This window comes from Paenibacillus taiwanensis DSM 18679 (genome assembly GCF_000425125.1).
GTDB lineage: Bacteria > Bacillota > Bacilli > Paenibacillales > Paenibacillaceae > Paenibacillus_B > Paenibacillus_B taiwanensis.
Map to the genome: position 1 here is coordinate 802,802 of NZ_KE384306.1, position 20,280 is coordinate 823,081.

Annotated in this window: 19 protein-coding genes; 8 read left to right on the top strand and 11 right to left on the bottom strand. The window is 43.8% G+C overall.

The window, feature by feature from the left end:
- Positions 1 to 41 precede the first annotated feature (41 nt).
- From H509_RS0112535 to H509_RS0112550, 4 genes are read right to left on the bottom strand one after another with little or no spacing between them, the layout of a single operon-like run.
- On the bottom strand, positions 42 to 995 hold the full coding sequence (locus H509_RS0112535; RefSeq protein WP_028545388.1) for an ABC transporter ATP-binding protein: 954 nt from the start codon (positions 993 to 995) through the stop codon (positions 42 to 44).
- Complete coding sequence (locus H509_RS25145) at positions 976 to 2,055, bottom strand: ABC transporter ATP-binding protein (protein ID WP_051287032.1); 1,080 nt, start codon at positions 2,053 to 2,055, stop codon at positions 976 to 978. The genes H509_RS0112535 and H509_RS25145 overlap by 20 nt, the downstream gene beginning before the upstream one ends.
- A 13-nt stretch (positions 2,056 to 2,068) precedes the next feature.
- On the bottom strand, positions 2,069 to 3,028 hold the full coding sequence (locus tag H509_RS0112545; RefSeq protein WP_051287034.1) for an ABC transporter permease: 960 nt from the start codon (positions 3,026 to 3,028) through the stop codon (positions 2,069 to 2,071).
- 1 nt (position 3,029) lies between these two features.
- On the bottom strand, positions 3,030 to 3,956 hold the full coding sequence (locus H509_RS0112550; protein ID WP_028545390.1) for an ABC transporter permease: 927 nt from the start codon (positions 3,954 to 3,956) through the stop codon (positions 3,030 to 3,032).
- Positions 3,957 to 4,468: 512 nt separating this feature from the next.
- Between H509_RS0112550 and H509_RS0112555 the strand changes: the two genes are divergently transcribed.
- From H509_RS0112555 to H509_RS0112570, 4 genes are all read left to right on the top strand, one after another.
- The gene (locus H509_RS0112555; protein WP_028545391.1) at positions 4,469 to 5,680 is read left to right on the top strand and encodes an EstA family serine hydrolase; all 1,212 of its coding nucleotides are present in this window, start codon (positions 4,469 to 4,471) and stop codon (positions 5,678 to 5,680) included.
- 49 nt (positions 5,681 to 5,729) lie between these two features.
- Positions 5,730 to 6,278: a TetR/AcrR family transcriptional regulator gene (locus tag H509_RS0112560; protein ID WP_245596034.1), complete on the top strand. Its 549-nt coding sequence runs from the start codon at positions 5,730 to 5,732 to the stop codon at positions 6,276 to 6,278.
- Between the two features lie 169 nt (positions 6,279 to 6,447).
- On the top strand, positions 6,448 to 6,762 hold the full coding sequence (locus H509_RS0112565) for a magnetosome magnetite crystal formation protein family (RefSeq protein WP_028545393.1): 315 nt from the start codon (positions 6,448 to 6,450) through the stop codon (positions 6,760 to 6,762).
- Between the two features lie 185 nt (positions 6,763 to 6,947).
- Complete coding sequence (locus H509_RS0112570; RefSeq protein WP_028545394.1) at positions 6,948 to 7,154, top strand: cold-inducible protein YdjO-related protein; 207 nt, start codon at positions 6,948 to 6,950, stop codon at positions 7,152 to 7,154.
- 51 nt (positions 7,155 to 7,205) lie between these two features.
- Here H509_RS0112570 and H509_RS0112575 read toward each other — a convergent pair whose 3' ends face one another.
- The 5 genes from H509_RS0112575 to H509_RS0112595 all read right to left on the bottom strand — a co-directional run bounded on the left by H509_RS0112575 (position 7,206) and on the right by H509_RS0112595 (position 13,311).
- Positions 7,206 to 8,690, bottom strand: a complete 1,485-nt coding sequence (locus H509_RS0112575; RefSeq protein ID WP_028545395.1) for a flavin monoamine oxidase family protein — start codon at positions 8,688 to 8,690, stop codon at positions 7,206 to 7,208.
- Positions 8,691 to 8,826: 136 nt separating this feature from the next.
- Positions 8,827 to 9,945, bottom strand: a complete 1,119-nt coding sequence (locus tag H509_RS0112580; RefSeq protein WP_036697002.1) for a Ger(x)C family spore germination protein — start codon at positions 9,943 to 9,945, stop codon at positions 8,827 to 8,829.
- On the bottom strand, positions 9,942 to 11,039 hold the full coding sequence (locus H509_RS0112585) for a GerAB/ArcD/ProY family transporter (protein ID WP_028545397.1): 1,098 nt from the start codon (positions 11,037 to 11,039) through the stop codon (positions 9,942 to 9,944). Before H509_RS0112585 ends, H509_RS0112580 begins: the two co-directional genes overlap by 4 nt.
- Entirely contained in the window at positions 11,036 to 12,508 is a 1,473-nt protein-coding gene (locus tag H509_RS0112590; protein WP_028545398.1) for a spore germination protein, read from the bottom strand. Before H509_RS0112590 ends, H509_RS0112585 begins: the two co-directional genes overlap by 4 nt.
- Positions 12,509 to 12,705: 197 nt before the next feature.
- On the bottom strand, positions 12,706 to 13,311 hold the full coding sequence (locus H509_RS0112595; RefSeq protein WP_028545399.1) for a TetR/AcrR family transcriptional regulator: 606 nt from the start codon (positions 13,309 to 13,311) through the stop codon (positions 12,706 to 12,708).
- Positions 13,312 to 13,539: 228 nt separating this feature from the next.
- Between H509_RS0112595 and H509_RS0112600 the strand changes: the two genes are divergently transcribed.
- Positions 13,540 to 14,757: an MFS transporter gene (locus H509_RS0112600; protein ID WP_028545400.1), complete on the top strand. Its 1,218-nt coding sequence runs from the start codon at positions 13,540 to 13,542 to the stop codon at positions 14,755 to 14,757.
- A 116-nt stretch (positions 14,758 to 14,873) separates the two neighbouring features.
- Here H509_RS0112600 and H509_RS0112605 read toward each other — a convergent pair whose 3' ends face one another.
- A complete protein-coding gene (locus H509_RS0112605) occupies positions 14,874 to 15,797 on the bottom strand; it encodes a DMT family transporter (RefSeq protein WP_028545401.1) in 924 nt (307 codons plus the stop codon).
- Positions 15,798 to 15,877: 80 nt separating this feature from the next.
- The gene (locus H509_RS0112610; protein WP_028545402.1) at positions 15,878 to 16,414 is read right to left on the bottom strand and encodes a DinB family protein; all 537 of its coding nucleotides are present in this window, start codon (positions 16,412 to 16,414) and stop codon (positions 15,878 to 15,880) included.
- A 326-nt stretch (positions 16,415 to 16,740) separates the two neighbouring features.
- Between H509_RS0112610 and aspA the strand changes: the two genes are divergently transcribed.
- From aspA to H509_RS0112625, 3 genes are all read left to right on the top strand, one after another.
- A complete protein-coding gene (gene aspA / locus H509_RS0112615) occupies positions 16,741 to 18,165 on the top strand; it encodes an aspartate ammonia-lyase (protein WP_028545403.1) in 1,425 nt (474 codons plus the stop codon).
- 217 nt (positions 18,166 to 18,382) lie between these two features.
- Positions 18,383 to 19,282: a TetR/AcrR family transcriptional regulator gene (locus tag H509_RS25150; RefSeq protein WP_051287036.1), complete on the top strand. Its 900-nt coding sequence runs from the start codon at positions 18,383 to 18,385 to the stop codon at positions 19,280 to 19,282.
- Positions 19,283 to 19,299: 17 nt separating this feature from the next.
- Positions 19,300 to 20,277, top strand: a complete 978-nt coding sequence (locus tag H509_RS0112625; protein ID WP_028545404.1) for a serine hydrolase domain-containing protein — start codon at positions 19,300 to 19,302, stop codon at positions 20,275 to 20,277.
- Positions 20,278 to 20,280: the final 3 nt, after the last annotated feature.

The window sequence follows — 20,280 nt, forward strand, 5'->3', positions numbered from 1 at the left end:
ATTAAAGGTTGATCTTCATAACAGGTTATACCTCAAAAAAGTTAAAACAGGTGGCATGCAACCCAATGATTAGGACGTACTTCTTTGCCTTCGGGTATGTAACGAACACATATTTCAGTTGCTGCCGGGCATCTGGCATGAAATGGACATCCGACCGGCGGTGAAAGCGGACTTGGCGGGTCACCGTGTAACACGATACGTTCACGCAATCGTTTGGCTGATGGATTAGAAGCGGGCACCGCTGACAACAATGCCTTTGTATAGGGATGCAATGGTTCCATGAACAAAGAATCGCGGTCTGCAAGCTCCATCATTTTGCCTAGATACATCACCCCGATGCGATCACTTATATGTTTGACCATAGCCAGGTCGTGTGCGATAAACAAATAGCTCAGACCCTCTTCTTGCTGCAAATCTTTAAGTAAATTAACGATTTGAGCTTGAATGGATACGTCGAGTGCGGAGATAGGCTCGTCTGCAACGATGAATTGCGGTTTTACCGCTAACGCTCGTGCGATCCCGATTCGTTGTCTTTGCCCACCACTAAATTCATGTGGATATCGTGCAGCGTGATCCGGGTGCAGACCTACTCGCTCTAACAGCTCGGCGACACGATCTCTTCGTGCTTGCCCCCGCGCTAAACGGTACGCATCAATTCCCTCTGCGATAATATCGCCAACCCGAAATCTTGGATTAAGGGAGGCATGGGGGTCTTGAAAAATCATTTGCATGTTACGATTCAGTTCTCGTTTTTGACTGCCGCGGGCAGTTGCAATGTTTTGTCCATGAAACACCACCTTTCCAGAAGTCGGCTCAAGCAGTCCAACGACTGTTTTGCCAAGGGTTGATTTTCCGCTTCCGCTTTCTCCGACGAGTCCCAACGTTTCACCAGGTTGTATCGTTAAGCTTATGCCGTCAACAGATTTGACGACTTGATCCGCTGCCGTATGAAAATGTTTGTGCAGCTCCTGAACTTCAAGAATAGGCTTCGGCATCGTTATCCCTCCTAAATACAGCTGGCGTGTGCAGGGCAGGAGATCGCTTATCCCTCCTAAATACAGCTGGCGTGTGCAGGGCAGGAGATCGCGGATCATTCAGCCAGCAGCGCGCGCTATGTTGCTCTGTAAATGATATAGATGCTGGCAAATGCTCTACACAGACGTTCATGGCATAAGGACATCGCGCTGCGAACGGACATCCAGCAATGGACGCGTGCAGGGAAGGCGGTGTTCCTTCAATCGGTATAAGGCGCTCCTGACTGTTGGCATCCAGCTTCGGAGTGGATTGCAGCAATCCCCATGTATACGGATGTTTAGGGCGGTCAAATATGTCCTCTACCGTTCCTGTCTCCACAATCATGCCGGCATACATAACCGCAACTCGCTGGGCAACCTCTGCTACTACACCTAGATCATGGGTGATAAGTAAAATGGAGCTTCCCATTTGTTCCTGAAGCGCAGTTAGCATATCCAATATTTGCGCTTGAATCGTCACATCGAGAGCTGTCGTTGGCTCGTCCGCAATGAGCAGCTTAGGGTTGCAGGCAAGTGCTATCGCGATGGATACACGCTGCCGCATGCCTCCACTGAACTCATGCGGATACTGCTTATACCGATTCGCCGCATCAGGTATGCCAACAAGCTTTAGTAATTCCACGGTTTTGTCACGGGCAGCGGATCTTGATAATTTTTGATGCTGGCGCAAACCTTCACTAATTTGTTCGCCGATGATCATCGTCGGGTTCAGGGATGACATCGGATCTTGGAACACCATACCGATCTCAGATCCTCTAATTTTTTGCATATCCTTCTTGGATAGCTGTGTAATATTCCGTTGCTGAAAGTGGATTTCGCCACCTTTAATTCGTCCATAAGGAGAGGGGAGCATCCCCATAATGGCACGAGCGGTCACACTCTTGCCGCTTCCGCTTTCACCTACAATGGCTAGCGTTTCTCGTTCGTTAACATGAAAGGACACGTCACGCACGGCTTGGAGTTCCTTTTCACGGGAGCGGAACACGACGTTTAGATGATGAACCTCCAGCAAATGCTTCATGTGAACACCTCCTTTATTGATGGGAGCGGGGATCCAGAACGTCCTGTAACCCGTCACCAAATGCATTAAACGCAAACATCGTAAGGGATATCATAAATCCCGGGAAAAACAGCCGCCACCATTGTCCGCTTAAAATGACACCAAGGGAGTCATTAGCCATTGTGCCCCAACTGGCTATCGGGGCTTGAACACCTAAGCCGAGAAAGCTTAGAAATGACTCGGAAAATATGGCTGCTGGAATTGTAAATGTCAAATTGACGATAATGATGCCTGCTGCATTTGGCAGCAGATGTTTAAAAATAATTTTGGCATGCGACGTACCTAACTTGGAAGCAGCCAGCACGTACTCCTGCTGCTTTAACAGCAGCATTTGTCCACGCACGACCCGGGCCATACCGACCCAGCCTGTGATGGATAGCGCTACGATCATTGTTAATATACCTGGCTTCATGACGACAAGGAGCAAGATGATTACTAGCAGGTACGGGATGCTGTACAAAATTTCCACGATACGCATCAATATGCTGTCGATTCGATCCCCAAAACGGCTTCTGCCAGCCATGTAGCCGGATATTCCGCCGACTATAATTCCGATGATTAAGTCAATGGCTGCTGCTGCAAATCCAATTAGGAGCGATATACGAGCTCCTGCCCACGTCCGTGCCCATACATCACGACCGAGATCATCCGTACCGAACCAATGCTCTGCGGACGGAGGCAGGTTCGTTTGTGTCAAGGACTGCGCACTTGGCGAATGGGGCAGCAATGAAGGGCCTATTGCTGCAAGCAGCATAATCAACAGCAGCAAGGCTAGCCCAATCACAGCTAGTTTGTTACGTACTAGCTTTCTTATTTTGTCTTTCCACATCGGGACGCTTGTATAGGCTAATGTCTGATCAGCTAATTGACTACGGTCTACCGGATGGAACAAATGATCCAAAGGCTGATCCAACTTGGTTGAAGTAACGTTCATGCTAAGCTCCTTTGCTGGACAATTTGATTCTTGGATCGATAAACCGGTATGACAGATCAATCAAGAACAAGGTGACAACAAGGACAACGCTATAAAAGATCGTCGTTCCCATAATGACGGGGTAATCTCGATTAAAAATACTGTCCACAAAATATTTACCGATTCCAGGTATGGCGAATATTTTTTCTACGACAAATGTACCAGTGACAACAGAGGCAAACAGCGGTCCGATAAAGGACAGCACCGGAATCAGCGAATTCCTTAAGCCATGTTTGAGCACAATTTTCCAAGTCGGCAATCCCTTGGCTTCTGCCGTATGAATGTATTCCTGATGAAGAACTTCGAGCATGCTTGTCCGCACAAATCTCGCAATGATCGCAATAGGTGTGACGGCCAATGCGAATGTTGGCAGCAGCGTATGCTTCCATGTGCCCCATGCCGCGACGGGAAGCAGCCCCCACTGCACAGCCATGTACTTGATAAGCAAGGGCGCCAAAATAAAGCTTGGAATGGAGATCCCTAACATAGCAATAAACATGGATATAAAGTCCAAGGCGCGATTATGGTGAAGCGCGGCTATCGTGCCCAGCATAATGCCTGCAAAAAGTGCCAACAGCATAGACTGAATGCCCAATAAGGCTGAGGGGACAAACCCTCTGGCAATAAGTGTGTTCACATCCGTCGTTTTGGATTGGATGGAAGGCCCTAAATCAAACGTCAGCAAATTTTTTAAATACAATACGTACTGCGTAGACAAGGGCTTGTCCAAATTGTATCTGGCTCGCATATTTTCCAGCACGGCTTCAGGAATAGCCTTGGAATCCGTAGCGAATGGATCCCCTGGTATAAGATGCATAATGAGAAAGGTTAAGGTGACGATAACCCATAAAGTCACTAGCATCGTAAACAGCCGTTTTACAACATACATAACATCTTCTTCTCCTGTCTATTTAAATTGAGTATTACACTATGTATAGTTGGGTAAATAGCTGCAAAAAGTGTAAACGCTGATCTTTTTAACCAGTTGTTAATTTTTAAATCTGATAGGATTAGTATGAATAATAGGATAGTGGGAGGGGAATGTCAACGTGTCAATATGTAAAACTTTCATTTTGTGAGGGTTATAAGGTCGTGTAAATAAGAGAAAAACGAGACGGGCTATGCTTGTTAGCGCATTCAAAAAAAAGAATAAAAAAATTAATGAACATATGCAAAATTATATAAAATGAGTATTTTCTTGAGTTTACACAGCAAAATTTTAACTTTTAACATACCAGAATCCTATTAAGGAAACATACCGTGAGATGCGTTTTTATCACTTTCATTTTAATGTAGAAGAAAAAATTTGTTTTTACTCTATACAAATATCAAAGAACGTTACACCATTTATATGACTATATAAACTATAATAGTCATATAAATGGTGAGGTGGATAATTACATGACAACATACTGCGTTCATGGTTGGGTTGCACCGGGATTCGAAGAAGTGAAGGAAGAATTCAAGCGAAATTTATTAGAACGGAGAGAGCGGGGAGCCGCATGTGCCGTTTATGTTCGAGGTGTTCAAGTTGTTGACCTGTGGGGAGGGCTAAGAGACTCAGATCGGGGAATGCCATGGGAGCAGCATACGATGGTTCCTGTATTTTCAAGCACTAAAGGGTTTGCTGCATTGGCAGCGGTACTTGCACATTCACGTGGGTTGTTGGATTTCGAACAATATGTAGGGACGTACTGGCCTGAATTCGCCCAGAATGGAAAAGATCAAATAACGGTCAGGCAGCTCTTGTCCCATCAGGCAGGACTGTGTACACTGGATACATTACGGTTGGAGAACATTTCTGATTTACATACGAGTGAAGTTATTCATAAACTGGCTGGTGTGAGAACCGAATGGTTGCCAGGTACCAAGCATGGCTATCATGCTTGGACAATTGGATGGTTTATTGGTGAACTTATACGACGTGTAGATCCTAAGGGGAGAAGCTTGGGACGATTTTTCCAAGAAGAAATAGCTGAGCCGCTGCAAGCAGAATTCTACATTGGGCTTCCTGATTCAGTGCCTGATACTCGTTTAGCTCGAATCAAGGGGATCGAAAGTCCCTTGCAGCTATTAAAGCACATTCACGAGATACCTATTCCCATGTTGTTTGGGTTTCTAAACCCACGCTCATTAACTGCACGAAGCCTCGTAGATCCTAAACGATTAGTAGCTAACGGCAATTTCAATCTACGTGAAATGCTTGCGATTGAATTTCCATCTGGGAACGGTATTGGTGAAGTACGCGCAATGGCCAATATCTATGGAGAATTTGCAAGTGGAGGCCAACGTCTTGGAATTCATCCGAAGTCGCTGCAAGCCATTGAGGCATCAGCAACTCAACCTACATCAGGCTGGTATGATCATGTGAATCGTACGAATTTAGCATATTCGTTAGGTTTTTGGAAGCCGTTAGCAGGTCATGAGTTTGGTAGCAGTGAGCGAGCCTATGGTCACCCCGGAGCGGGCGGATCATTTTGTTTTGCAGACCCAGACTACAAGTTGGGCTATGCATATGGACTTAACCATGTGGGAGGTCATATGGACAACAATCCAAGAGAGAATGCGGTACGGCAAGCACTATACCGCTGTATGAAGCAAAGGGGAGTTTAATATACCTAAGTTCAGTGAAGATGAGAAGGAAACGGTTCGAAACTGCTTGATGATAAAAGGGAAGGAATTGTTTATCAAGTATGGATTAAAAAAGACGAGTATTGATGAGATTGTGAATGCTTGCGGTATTGCAAAAGGATCATTTTATACATTTTTTAATTCGAAGGAAGAGCTTTATTACGCGATTATGAAACAGGAGGAAGCATTCAAAGACGCAATGATTCAGGAAATGATAAATTCGGATCGGAATCCGCAAGAATTACTACACGATTTGTTTACTAAGTCGTTTGACATGCTCGAATCGAATCCATTTCTACAGCGAGTCATTCGCAAAGAAGAGTATGAGTTGCTGATCCGAAAAGTTCCAAAGGAGATGTTAGAGTCTCATTCAGAGTCCGATAATGAGTCAGGTGCTGAATTGATTGCCAAATGGAAAAGCAATCGCCTGTTAGTTGATGAAGAACCTGATATTATCATCGGACTTTTACGTGCTGTTGTGTTGATATCGCTACATAGAGAAGAAATCGGAACCGAGCGTTATGACAAGGTAAAAACATTGCTGATCAAGTGTGTAGCAGAAGGTCTTATCCAAAAGTAAGTGGATGCATGCTCTAAAAAGCAATTAGCCCTCAGCAGATGAATCGAACGATAGGAACGTTACAAAAATGCCAGTTTACTGAAAGGAAATTAAATAGGACATAAAGATAACTCGTGTGATAATGAGCCTATAAACAAAACACGAACAATAAACCACGAGGTGATTGCATATGAAAACGAACAACATATTATCTTCTTTATGCTATTTCAGTATTTTTTTTGCACCGTTTCTGTTTCCGATAATTGTGTGGTTTGTAGCTGAGGGTGACGTTAAAGCACACGCCAAAAAAGCACTGTGGACACACTTTGTACCTTACGCGTTATTGATCACAGGATTAATTGTCTCGGCAGGCGTTGGCTTTGGCATTCAAAATGTGACATCGCTTGGAATAGGGTTATCCATAACTTATATCGTTTCTTTTTTAGTTGGAATTTATTATTTTGTATGGAATGTCGTTAAAGGTATTCGCTTATTAAATGCATAAAAGTAGAAATTGAGCTGCAAAATAGGTATATAAAGATATCACTTAAAAAGACTGCTTCCTATTGGAGAAGCAGTCTTTTTAAGTTGTCGGGAAATTTTTTTGACTTGAATACGGTATCAGTGATATATTTTCTACTCAGTCTTGTGTTACTAGCAGAGAGAAAGGGATGTAATAAAGTGACAACTATGGAAGAAGAAAAGCCGCAATTAATGCCTACCAAAATCTTGAAGTGCAGAAATGCAGATTGTAAAGCATGGGTCAGAGAAGAATTTGCAGTTGCGGACCAAGTATGTCCGCTATGTAAAGGTCCTATGATTCGCAGTATTAAGCATCTAGCAAAGGTTCAGAATAAAGTGAAACCTAAGCCGCGCAAACCTAAATCCGAATTCTAAACGATTACACAGCAAAACGGCTGCGTGCGACAAGCCCGCGACCGTTTTTATTTATGTATTCGATGTCTTCAGATTCACTTCATACGCCGCCCGAATTCCTGATTCAATGGCTCCCTGCACCCATCCGTGGGTAAACGTCGTGTGCTCACCAGCAAAGAAAACGTTGCCTTCTTGTGTGCTCAGGTGCGGATACCATTTGCTGGCCTGGTTTGGAATGAAATATGAAAAGGCTCCGCATGAATAAGGGTTCTGATTCCAACTAAATGAGGTGCCTTTAACGAAGTGGGTATAGACTTGTTGACCGTGAAATACAGCGAGATGCTGGAGGGCAGAACGGACTCGCTCCTCATTGTTTAACCCGTCCCAACTTGCTGTGTCGTTGCCTAATGTATAGCTGGCTAATACGATGCCAGGGCCATCAGGGTCAGGTACATGATTGGGGTAATACGTCATTCGCAGCGGTAGATCTGAGACAGTTCGGCGGTCATTTAAGTGTTGCTCTATCCAAAAGCGATGTTTAAATTCAATCGCTACTTTGGTACCTGACATATATCTCATTTCACGAATGGCTTGTCGTTTTGGCAGGGAGAAGCTAGCGAAAGGGAGCAGTTCTACTTGCTTGAGCACAGAAAAGGGCAGCGTAATGATGCAATAATCGGCTGAAAAGGTAGACACTTGATGCGAGCGTGTTTGCCTAGTTAATACGGTCACTTGGTCGGCCTGCTGTACTACTTTGGTTACTTTGTTATTATAGTGAATGACGTCTGACAGCTGGGGGAGGAAGGCATCGGGAAGCTGATCCATTCCGCCTGCCAGCTCATAAAAAGTAACCCCTGTCTGGTTGTAGGTTAGTGCTGACATCAGGAACTCCAGCACGGAATATTCTTTCATGCCTTCATTTTCAAGCAAGACGTTAATCATCTCAATCGCGCCTACGGACAAAGGGACACCGAAGGCGGACGGATATTGTCTCAAGTAGGTATCCAGAGACAATGAATCGTAGCTGCGTACGATGTGTGGCCAATGCAACGCGGGATTTTGAATAATGTAATCTAGTACGGGCTGAAGCGCGAGTTGATATAATGTGGAGGCGGTTAGCCCTTCTTCGTGAGGGGCTACTTGGTATCGAAGCAAAGCAGGATTTCGCTCATACGCATTCCGGCGGATGTGTTGGCCGTTCGCAACTAGTAGATCCGATGGATCTGCTAGTCTCAGTTCATTGAGAGGTAAATGATACTTTTTTACGTATGCCATCGTCAAATAATGCACATCTGGAATCCGATAGGCGCCTGCATTATAAAATAAACCGTGACTAAATGGGGCGCGGATCGTGAACACACGCCCGCCAGCTCGACTATTTGCTTCGATAATCTGAACTTCATGGCCGGCAGCTTGCAATAGCGAGGCGGCAACGAGTCCAGACATACCGGCCCCTACTATTAAAATGCGGTTCGGCTGTTTGGCAGCAGGAAGTCCATTATGAATAATCTCGATCATCTGTTGAGGTGCCAGTGAATGGGTAGCAGCAAGAGACATTCGAATTGCTCCTCTCTCACGGTAGGCTTAGAGCCAGCTTCCCCATTCTATGCGCTGGCACGGGCTTATATGTGTCGTGTGCCTATCGATCGCCCAACGTATACCATTTGGGAGAGAAAGTGAAGCTTGCGAAGCACTACTCTATGGCACCGACTCCAATTAATTTGAAATTAACGTTCACGTTAACGTCTGCCTCTTTAAATGCATCTGTCCAATTTTTTTCTGCTTTTTTCCATTCTGGATAAGCATACGCTCGTGCATACATGCCAAAGCCAGCAGGATCAATTGCCGCGCGCTGCAACTTTGTGACTAGTTTCGTAAAATCACGCTTCATCAGTTTGCTAATTTTTTGCTCCAGCTCATCAAAGCTGTCACGGATTCCTTTATTAAACAACTTTTCAGTCAGGTAAATTTGACCTTTTATATGTACATTAAATTTAAATTTCCCGTCACTGTAGGAGGCTTTAATTTTTGTTTTAATTTTTTGCATATTAAAACTAAGAATGTTCTTATTAATAATACCTTCAGACTCATTCATAGGCATAATCAGTGTATAGGGAAACTCTCCTCGTGTTTTATTTTCTAAAATATAGAGCAGCTTTGTCTCACCAGGCGTAACGTTCATTACAAAGCCAGCTTGTTGATTAAGCAACGCCGTGCCCAGCAAAATAATGTCTTTTTCTTTGCGCATAGCGGTCAGGCTAGGGGTATTGCCTTTCTCGTGAAGCTGACGATGAAAGTCCTGAATCGTCGTCCTTGTCGTATCATTACGCTTCAGAGCTGTATCAATAAGCTTGGATAGATGAAATGGAAGTCGCGGCTTGTCCTTCGGCTTAAAGTTAATGATTTCACTTACAGGCCCGTCCACGTAGACCATGCGGGCACTTACCGTATTTCGAGAATCCCGAAAGAAGACGTCAATTAAGCTTTGCCAGCCATTTACCTTGGTCAGTTCCTTTCCAATTAATATGACCTGCGCTTTGTTTGATGAGGTGAGGCCTAGTGTTAATGTATCAAAACGATCCCGTGCGCTGCGCATGGAATTGGAGATGACTTCATAGTCTTCCTCATTTTCTTTAGCTTCGGTACTGAAGACGGGACTTGACTGTGAAATAATAAGCTGTCCATTTTCGTTTACATCTATTCCGACAAGCATTGAAATGGTAAGATTCTCGATACTGTGCTGCTCAAAGCAGCCTGAAACTGTCGAGAGGGTAAAGAGACAGACAAGGAGTAACAGCCAGCGATTTATCATGGATGTACCTCTTTCCTCGGAACTAGCTTGATCAGTTTGACATAAAGTAACAGCAGTACAGGGAGTGTGTAAGCCACCATCAGTCCAGAGTAGCCTGCCCATGTTTTCCATAGTTCGGATTGATTCCAAGACGGCTGTATAATAGTAACGATCACAAGCGATGCAACACTAAACAGAAGCACATGCATCGAATGGTTGGATGAACCGAGCAGATGGGAGCTACAGTAGGCGGCGCTATAAATATAAGGAACCCATGCAGTAGAGACAACGAATAAATACAATGCTAAAAAAATGATATCGAACCGTTCCAGAAAGCGGAATTCTACCACTTTAAGCAGCGATAAGAAGGGCTGATTGTATTGCGTAATCTCATCTGGACTAAAATACACAAAACAAACAATTGTGCTGGCTAAGTAAAGCAGCAGCGTAAAGGTGTTTCCTAACAACACACCAGGGATGGCTAGTTCCTTGCGATTTAAAAAAGGATAGACCAGAAAGATGATCTCAAATCCAATAAATGAAAATGTTGTTGAGTTCACAGCCTTAAAAATAGGTAGCCAGCCTTCCTTGATGAGGGGAAGCATGTGTACGAATTGCCCCTCGCGCAACGGAATAATAAAGACGAAGCCCATCCATAACGAGAGAAAGAAAACAAATTCGCAGTATCTGGCTATCGCTACAATATGATGACGTGCCATCATATAAGCGGGAACGACAAATAACATCATAATCATCGTCATAGGCATTAAAGGCAGGAACCAAGCTTGAATATACAACATGGCATTGACTAGCACACTCCAGCTGAAAAATACAAAATGTACGACCAGCAGCAGCACGAATACTCTTCCGATCACTTTGCCAAACAGTCGCATAAACAAGTCGGGCAGTGTATCATTCGGGTATTGTTGCATGACGAGCACCATAATGATACCAAAGCAGACGTTTAACCCCCAGGCGAGCAAAATAGAGATCCAGCCGTCTGTTCCTGCAATTTCAGCCAACTGCCGTGGGAGTGACAAAATGCCCGTACCAACTTGCATACTATGGACCAGAAGCGAAAATTGCAGAAATGTAAAGACGGGTTTTTTTTTCATGACGCATCACCATCTGGTTTGTTGTTTCCTTGCCGTTTACTTTGCTTTGGCATGGCGTTGGTAGGACGAGAACTCATTTTCCAAAGCGGTAATCGAACAAATGCATCCTTCAAATCTGAAAATTTTAAGGGTGATAAGGGACTGCCATAGGGCGCTCCCAATGAGGTCAGTGCCGTTATATGTGAAACAAGCATCATTGCTCCAGAAACCAATCCTACAATGCCAAACATAAAAGCAAGTAGCATCATTGGAAATCGAAGGAAACGAATGGCTGCGCCCATATCGTAGTTCGGGATAATAAACGAGGCAATTGCCGTGACAGATACGACGATAACCATAATGTTGCTGACGATTCCTGCCTGCACTGCGGTTTGACCAATGATGATGCCTCCTACTAATCCAACAGTTTGCCCGATAGGCGCCGGTAGACGAATGCCTGCTTCACGCATCATTTCCAGTGTTATTTCCATCATGACGGCTTCAAGAAACGGATGAAAGGGAACTTTTTCTCTGGACTCTGCGATCGATAGTACGAGTTGGATCGGGATGACTTCGAAATTAAAAGTTAAAAATGAAATATAAATAGAAGGTAAAAACAAGGCGATCATAAACGCAAACATTCGAAGTAGACGAATGAAAGTCGCTATCGACCATCTCATGCTGTAATCATCCACACTCTGAAAAAAGGCCACAAAGGTGACAGGAGCAATTAACACACTTGGTGAACGATCGACTACAATCACAAAGCGCCCCTGTAAGATGTGAGAAGCGGCAGAGTCAGGACGCTCGGTCATTAAAAGCTGCGGAAAAGGTGAAAAAGAGCGATCCTCCACAAATTCCGCTAATTCCCCCGTATTTATAATGGCATCAACATCTACTTTGCCAATACGTTCAACAAGCTCTGTCAATATTTCGGGATCGGCGACATCCTGAAGATACATGATAGAGATGCTTGTTTTGCCGCGTGCGCCAACTGTTAATTCCGTAATCTTTAGTTCACGATTGGGTATGTATCTGCGAATAAGCGCAATGTTCAGCTGCGCTGTCTCCACGAATCCTTGATGAGCACCTTTAATTGAAGCTTCTATTTGTGGATCTTCAATCGCTCGCTGCGGCCATCCACTCGTGTCTAACAGGAAAGCTTTGGCCTGTCCTTCCATAAATACGACAGATTTTCCGATTAATAAGCCATGTTCTATTTCACTCCACTTCGTTGTGTTTTTGATGTTGCCGACAGTAACAGGAACAACACCTTCTTGATTGTGGATGCTGTGGAAAAAGGGGCGCAGTACATCGTTATTAATAGAATTCATGTCGACAAGTCCTTCAAAGTAGGCTACGACTGCTGATGCACCTTGCTCTGTATCCATGCTCCGGATGACAAGGTCTGGAGCCAGCGTAAAAATAGTTTGCAATTGTGAAATGTTGTGCTGCAATTGCTCGTGTACTGTTCCACCGGAACTTGCCATTATCTCATCCCCAACATTGTTCATATTGTGGAAAGTTTGTGTAAATATCGCTTTTTTTATGCAGTAACAGCATCATATTCACCTATGTGATTTAGGGTTTCATGCTTAAATAAGGGGAGTTATAAAGAAGAGGAAGTTGGAACGAGCCTCAAGCAGTATTCCACTGATGAGGCCATTTCTGATACGTGATTGGAGCCTTATTGTTGATGACGTACAAATAAATGCAGCACATGCATCGCTGAATCTTGCTCGATAAAGGATAGGTCTTTTGCCTCCGCTAATAAAATGGACTGGAGACAAGATAAAAAGTAATAAGCGAGCACACTAGGTGATCCGTCAACGATATGTCCCGTAGCTTGGCCATCTGCCATAATGGAGGTCACCAGCTGTAAATTTTCCTTCATCTGCTGTTTGACAGCATCTTTTAATTCTGCACTAGTTGAGTCAGACGTCATAAATTGATCCACAAACGATTGATGAAATAAAACATCCTCCCACTTGCATACATACACTTGTTCTACCAGACACTGTAGTTTCACGTCTGCGGTTGCTTGCATTTGAGTTATACGTACTAGCTCATGCTTAAAGCTGTTTATATTTTTATTTAAAAGAGATACATAGATTTCTTCTTTGGATTTGAAATAATTATAGACAAGTCCGTGACTCATGCCAGCTTGCTTGGCGATATCCGATATTTTCGTAGAGTTTATTCCATTTTTAGCAAATAACTCAACCGCCGCAGACATGATCTGCTCGCAACGTTCCTTGCGAAGTTCTCGGTCCTTCTCTTCATTTCTGGCCACTTTGCCGTCCTCCCCATACTGGTTTCCATATGTAAGACCTATTCATGATAGAGCGTTCCTGAAAGAACGTCAAGGTCAAGCAATTTCATGACAGGAAAAATGAAACATCTCACAGATTGACTTTGGGTCAATCTGTGAGATATACTACATCGTACAGAAAAAAAGATAGTAACATACCAATCATGCAGGATAGTATCCGCATACGGCGATGGAGGAGAGCATACGACTATGTCTAGCAAGGAAATGAATAAAGGACCGCTTTTTATTTTAATGATCAACATGTTTATTGCCATGTTGGGTATCGGTCTAATTATTCCCGTGCTGCCTGAGTTTCTGAAGGAATTTGGTGCAACGGGTAAGGCGGCGGGATATTTAGTGGCAGCAATGGGATTGACCCAGTTTATTTTTTCACCGATCGCAGGGGAATGGTCCGATCGATTCGGACGCAAAAAGTTAATTATTGCAGGTCTTCTTCTATTTAGTGGTTCCAATTTAATTTTTGCAATAGCAGATCAAATATGGATGCTTTATGTGTCCCGGTTTATTGGAGGAATTGGCGCTGCGGCTATGATTCCTTCGATGATGGCCTATGTGGCCGATGTAACTAGTGTTGAAAGTCGAGGCAAAGGATTAGGAATGCTTGGCGCCTCGATGTCATTAGGCTTTGTTATTGGACCTGGTATTGGTGGATTTTTAGCTGAGTTGGGCATTCGGGCGCCATTTTATGTGTCAGCAGGTGTTGGAGCGATTGCTATGATTGTTTCGCTGCTTGTCCTACCCGAGACGTTGTCTGTGGAACAGCGCCAGCAGTTGATTAAGCATAAGCAGAAATCTGAGCATATTTTTAAACAGTTGGCACAGTCTATAAAAGCGCCTTATTGGATCTTCTTGTTCCTGATGTTTACTTTGACGTTTGGTTTGGCGAATTTTGAAGCTATTTTCCCGTTGTTTGTTGACCAAAAGTACGGTTATACCGCACGTGACATTTCAATTTTAATTACGGTAGGAGCTTTGGTTGGTGTGTTCATCCAAGCGCTATTTATTGATAAATTGCTGAAGAAGTTTGGGGAGCGCAGGCTGATCAATGTGACCTTTTTGGCAGCAGCAGCAACACTGGTCTTGATGTTATTTTCAGGTAATATGCTGTACATGCTCGTGATGATTGTCCTTTTCTTTACGTTTACCTCGATATTACGCCCTGCCATTAATACGTTATTATCTAAACTTGCAGGCGAAGAGCAAGGGTTCGTAGCTGGGATGAACAATGCGTACATGAGTTTGGGCAACATTTTTGGCCCTGCACTGGCAGGCATATTATTTGATATCCATTTGGATTTGCCTTATTCAGTTGGTGCCATCATTCTGGTTATAAGCTTCGGTTTGTCGGTTATTTGGGGAAGAAATTCTTCTAAGGTGGTAAACAAAGAAGTTATGTTAAATAGGTAAGCGAATGACCCGCATCCTTAATACAGCGATGCGGGTCGTTTTGTTTGGATAAACCGTGACTTATTTGGTCGTGTAATCGTTTGCGCTTTTGTCCATGCGGCATAGAAGCTGCCTCATTACTGTGAAGTAGAAGGAGCAGCTGTGGTTTTAGTTTCGGATATTTGATATGTTGGCCTATCATTTCGCAGAAAGATCCAGACGCCAACAATGAGCAGTACACAAGCAAACCATTGTAACGCACCGAGTGTCTCACCAAGTAATACCCACGCCAGCAAACTAGCCCCCACCGGTTCTCCAAGGATGCTCATTGAAATTGAAGTGGCGCTGACATACTTAAGCAGCCAGTTAAACAGCATATGGCCAAGCACCGTTGGAATGACAGCCATTAAAGCGAATAGGAGCCACTCATTGGCGGGGTACCCCACGAGAGGGAGACCTGCACATAAGTTGTATACGGCCAAGCTAAGTCCGGCAATTAGAAAAACATAAAAATTGTACACATAGGAGGTGACGCGGCTTCTTAAATCTTGACCTAGCAACATATGTATGACAACTGCAATCGTGCCCAGAACGGACAAAAAGTCACCATATAAGGCTTGATCGGAAATTTGAAAATCTCCCCAACCGATCATTACCATGCCAATTAAGGCAAGACCAAGACCATAGATTGCGGAACGTTTAATGCGGTGCTGAAACAGCCAGTATGATGCAATTAGAATTAGGACAGGTTCTAAGGTCAAGATGACCGTTGAACTGGATACAGATGTGTAACGCAGTGATTCCATCCAGAGCAGAAAATGAATGCCTAAAAATATTCCAGACATAGAAAGCCGTAACCAATCATTTTTCCGAACGGCTTTCCACTCCTCACGATACGACCACATCCAAGGGAGCAACAGCAAATTTGTAAGCAGCAATCGATACATGCCCAAAATTGAAGCTGGAGCTGCTGACCATTTAACGATAATAGCTGAAAATGAAATCGCAATGATACCGATAAACATGAAAACATACAAATGTAATGATTTCTGAGACGCCATGCTGCTTAACACCTCGACACGATGGATTTAGATCCGTTCACCATCAGCTAGTATACAGTAAATGGTACGCGATGTGAATCTTAATTATGGTTATGTATTCGTTTACGGAGCGCTCGCTCGATACGCGCCTGCTGCCGCAAGTGGTGCGCAACGTGCATCACAATATGCTCATACCACTCTTCAGCATTTAAGTAGCCTAGATAGGGCTGTTTCATTTTTTGATCGCGAGGAATGGTGGATACAAGCGTTTCCAGTTCTCGCATCGTATTCAAAAAAGAAACCCAGCGCTCTAATAGCTGTTCTTTGCTGCACGGTTGGAAAGGGGTATGTTCAATGGTCTCTGGCATTTTGACTCTAATTGGCGGCATGGAGCCCATCCAATACACAATCTTTCCCGACCACGATTTCTTCTTTGGCAGTGCCGCGGCTGTCCTGCAATTCATTAAAGTCTCCATCTGGATGAAACCGGTACCCACTACATGGTTATTCAACTCACCAAGCGACCAGGAAGTAGGCGAGGGTTTAAAGAGTAGTTCCTCGTAGCTATAACGTTCAATTGCTGTTATGTAGACTTGCGATAGTTCTTCAAACCTTGCAAAGGCTTGTTTGGAATCCATGTCTGCTCCTCCAGTTTTTATATTTAATATTTCATCGAATCTCGTTTCAGTCAAATAAAATCAACATCAAATGATGGCTTTTTCCATTTGCGTTTAGATCATAATATTCAAATTTTTGAGTATCTAATGCAATGATTAAAATATGGTATTTTTTGAAGGAGGTGACCAAAATATCAATCATAATAATACACTGGTTAAAATTATGTGATGAAAATCATAAGATTATAATAGATAAGTATGGTAATCAATGGTATACTATCCCTGTAAACGCTTACTCGTGTTTTACTGATTTGTTTTCTATTACCTACAGAAAGAAAGTGAATCCTATGGCTACACTTTTAACAAGAACAGAGAAAGATTTCCTTGGAGAAAAAGACGTGCCTGTTGAGGCATACTATGGTATTCAGACGCTGCGGGCAGTAGAGAACTTCCCTATTACCGGTTATCGGATGAGTGAAGAATTGATCCGTGCGTTAGCGATTGTCAAGAAGTCAGCAGCGATTGCCAATATGGAAGTGAAGCAACTACAGCCCAACTTGTGCCAAGCGATTACACAAGCGGCCGATGAGATTATTCAAGGTCAGTTGCATGATCAATTTATCGTTGACCCGATTCAAGGTGGAGCGGGTACTTCGATCAATATGAATGCCAACGAGGTCATTGCCAATCGCGCGTTGGAACTGCTTGGCAAGGCTAAAGGCGATTATGCGAGCTTGAGCCCTAACAACCATGTGAATCGCGCACAATCCACGAACGATGCCTTTCCGACTGCGATACACATCGCTGTCTTAACTCTTATAGATAAGCTGCTTATTACGATGCGAGAGCTGCACCAGACTTTTAGTGACAAAGCAGAGCAGTTTGACCACGTAATTAAGATGGGACGTACTCATTTACAGGATGCCGTACCTATTCGTTTAGGTCAAGAGTTTGAAGCCTATAGCCGAATGCTTGCTCGAGACATTAAACGAATCGAGCATACAAAGGAACATTTATATGAAGTTAATATGGGAGCTACTGCGGTTGGAACAGGCTTAAATGCTGACCCGCGTTATATACAGCGAGTGGTGGAATTGCTAGCGCAGTTAAGTGGCTTGCCGCTTAAACATGCAGAGCATCTTATCGATGCAACGCAAAATACGGATGCGTATACGGAAGTGTCTGCTTCATTAAAGGTTTGTATGATGAATATGTCCAAGATTGCAAACGATTTGCGTCTGCTTGCATCTGGACCACGCACCGGATTTGGTGAGATTCGCTTGCCAGCACGTCAGCCAGGATCTTCGATAATGCCAGGGAAAGTGAATCCGGTCATGTGTGAAGTGGTGAATCAGGTCGCTTTCCAGGTGATCGGAAATGATCATACGATCTGTCTCGCATCGGAGTCAGGGCAACTGGAGCTTAACGTGATGGAGCCGGTACTGGTGTTTAACTTACTACAGTCGCTCAGCATGATGAACAACGTCTTTAAAGTATTCCGCACACACTGCCTAGAAGGAATCGAGGCTAATGAAGAACGTTGCCGCTTGTACGTTGAAAATAGTGTAGGGATCATAACAGCGATAAGTCCGCACCTAGGTTACGAGGTCGCTGCACGAATTGCACGCGAAGCGACAGAAAGCGGGAAGTCCGTGCGTGAATTGTGCTTGATGTATCAAGTGTTAACCGAAGAGGAATTGGATATTATTTTGGACGCACATGAGATGACCAAGCCTGGCATTGCAGGCGCAGCTTTATTTGATAGAGAATAGATCATACTTGATTCGACTGAAAAGGCAGCCCTCGGGGCTGCCTTTTGTGGTATAAGTATCCATCGTACGTCTGCTTTTTTTTGTAAGGGTAAAGAGAGAGCAAGTCATTTCAAGTGCAAATGGAACATCAGCTTGCATCTGAAAACTATTTTTGTTACGATGAAAGAACTTATTGGTCAAATATAGAACTTATAAGTTCTTGAAAGGTGTGATCAAAATGACCGATCCGTCTAATGGCTTATTGCCAGATAAAATGACGACAATTTTGTTGTCCGCAACCAAATTGTTTGCTTCCAAAGGATATGTGCAGACAACGATGCAGGAAGTCGCAAAGTATTGCAAAATATCTAAAGGAAGTATATACCAACATTATTCATCAAAGGACGAACTGCTGCTGCACATCTTCAAATATTATGACAACTTGTTTGTTGCGCAGTTGCAGGAAGCGGAGCAATCTTATAGCACGCAGAATCGACTGCTTGGGGTGATTGTAGCTCATCTATCCATGTGCAAGCACTATCCCGAATTTTTTACTATGCAAACAAGAGAGAATGTAAGTTATGCGAGTGAAGAGATGCAGCACTTTATCGCTCAAATAAATGATCGGAATCTTCAACTGCTATTAGACACTATAGTTGTGAACTATGGGCAAGCTGCGTTAATGTACCGATTTGAATTGGGCCTTATGTTAAGTGGCATGATCTCATCTTTTATGGGACTGTTTGTTCTTGAACACGCGAAACTCTCTGTGGAACAGTCGGCACAAGCGATTAGTCAGGCTATGGATCATGTCGTTGACGGAATGGTGACACAACGGGCAGTGCCTTTATTTACCGAAGGCACATTCCAACACTCCCATACTTCCCAACAGCATCATCCAGTTCATCCGTTAACACTTACTAGCCAATTGAGGGAATACGTCAAGCAGTCGACGTTAAATGTTGAAGAGAAGGAAGTGGTAATGGAATCTATTCAAGTGCTTGAGTTTGAGTTGCTCGCGGTACAGCCCCGTAAAGTCATAATAACAGGGATGCTGCGCAATCTGGAGTCAGTAGCAGCTATTCAGTCTATTTATAAGCAGCTTGAAGCTGCTTTGCGTGACACGCTATTAATATAATGGGGGAATGAACCGAGATGATAAAGACAAAGCTTGTGACTCATATTCAACATGCGGTATCGAAGCAAAAATTTAGCGGTTCCGTCTTGGTGGCACGAGAAGGAAACCTACTTGTGAGTCAAGGATTTGGCATGGCTAATTATGAGTGGGGAATACCAAATACAAGTGAGACGAAGTTTCGGATTGGCTCCGTGACCAAATCATTAACCGCTGCCGCAGTTCTTCAATGCTGTGAGATGAAGGGAGTATCCATAGATGATCCGATTGGTTGTTACCTGCCTCATTTCGTATCGGGCCATCGTATCACCATTAGACATTTGTTAACCAATACGTCTGGTATTCCGAACTTTACAGTGTCTGAAGATATTGCGGTCACCTTAATGCAGCCGGTTGGGGTGAATGACCTAATTGAACGTTTTAACCAACAGACGTTAGAATTTAATCCAGGGGATCAATTTTCCTATTCCAATTCAGGCTATGTATTGTTAGGCAAGCTTATCGAGGTGATGAGCGGCCAAGCGTACGATCATTATATGCGTGAGCACGTATGTAAGCCGCTTTCCATGCGTCACACCGGACTTGATGTCAATGGGGAGGTGTTAGCAGGAAGAGCTTCAGGGTATGAGTTTGACCAGTCGGGGATCCTAAGGAACGCATCTTATATTGATATGTCAAATGCATATTCAGCTGGAGGACTCTATTCGACTGTTGAGGATTTATATCGTTGGGAACGTGCTTTAACGACTGGAGATCTGATGAGTCCTAAGTTAGTAACTGACATGTTCACTACCTATAAAGGGGGATATGGCATGGGTTGGTTCATATCCGATTCAGATCCACGTATGATGTTCCATCATGGGGGAATTAACGGATTTACCTCTTCGTTGCTGCGATACCCTGATGAGCATCTTACAGTCGTAGTGCTCAGCAATTTTGTTACGATGACGACATCAGTTCTGGCGGGAGAATTAGCGCACCTTGTGTTAGGTGAATAAGCT

Coding starts and splice junctions, on each gene's coding strand:
- H509_RS0112535 (WP_028545388.1), bottom strand. CDS start 995: ATGCCGAAGCCTATTCTTGAAGTTCAGGAGCTGCACAAACATTTTCAT.
- H509_RS25145 (WP_051287032.1), bottom strand. CDS start 2,055: ATGAAGCATTTGCTGGAGGTTCATCATCTAAACGTCGTGTTCCGCTCC.
- H509_RS0112545 (WP_051287034.1), bottom strand. CDS start 3,028: ATGAACGTTACTTCAACCAAGTTGGATCAGCCTTTGGATCATTTGTTC.
- H509_RS0112550 (WP_028545390.1), bottom strand. CDS start 3,956: ATGTATGTTGTAAAACGGCTGTTTACGATGCTAGTGACTTTATGGGTT.
- H509_RS0112555 (WP_028545391.1), top strand. CDS start 4,469: ATGACAACATACTGCGTTCATGGTTGGGTTGCACCGGGATTCGAAGAA.
- H509_RS0112560 (WP_245596034.1), top strand. CDS start 5,730: ATGATAAAAGGGAAGGAATTGTTTATCAAGTATGGATTAAAAAAGACG.
- H509_RS0112565 (WP_028545393.1), top strand. CDS start 6,448: ATGAAAACGAACAACATATTATCTTCTTTATGCTATTTCAGTATTTTT.
- H509_RS0112570 (WP_028545394.1), top strand. CDS start 6,948: ATGGAAGAAGAAAAGCCGCAATTAATGCCTACCAAAATCTTGAAGTGC.
- H509_RS0112575 (WP_028545395.1), bottom strand. CDS start 8,690: ATGTCTCTTGCTGCTACCCATTCACTGGCACCTCAACAGATGATCGAG.
- H509_RS0112580 (WP_036697002.1), bottom strand. CDS start 9,945: ATGATAAATCGCTGGCTGTTACTCCTTGTCTGTCTCTTTACCCTCTCG.
- H509_RS0112585 (WP_028545397.1), bottom strand. CDS start 11,039: ATGAAAAAAAAACCCGTCTTTACATTTCTGCAATTTTCGCTTCTGGTC.
- H509_RS0112590 (WP_028545398.1), bottom strand. CDS start 12,508: ATGGCAAGTTCCGGTGGAACAGTACACGAGCAATTGCAGCACAACATT.
- H509_RS0112600 (WP_028545400.1), top strand. CDS start 13,540: ATGTCTAGCAAGGAAATGAATAAAGGACCGCTTTTTATTTTAATGATC.
- H509_RS0112605 (WP_028545401.1), bottom strand. CDS start 15,797: ATGGCGTCTCAGAAATCATTACATTTGTATGTTTTCATGTTTATCGGT.
- H509_RS0112610 (WP_028545402.1), bottom strand. CDS start 16,414: ATGGATTCCAAACAAGCCTTTGCAAGGTTTGAAGAACTATCGCAAGTC.
- aspA (WP_028545403.1), top strand. CDS start 16,741: ATGGCTACACTTTTAACAAGAACAGAGAAAGATTTCCTTGGAGAAAAA.
- H509_RS25150 (WP_051287036.1), top strand. CDS start 18,383: ATGACCGATCCGTCTAATGGCTTATTGCCAGATAAAATGACGACAATT.
- H509_RS0112625 (WP_028545404.1), top strand. CDS start 19,300: ATGATAAAGACAAAGCTTGTGACTCATATTCAACATGCGGTATCGAAG.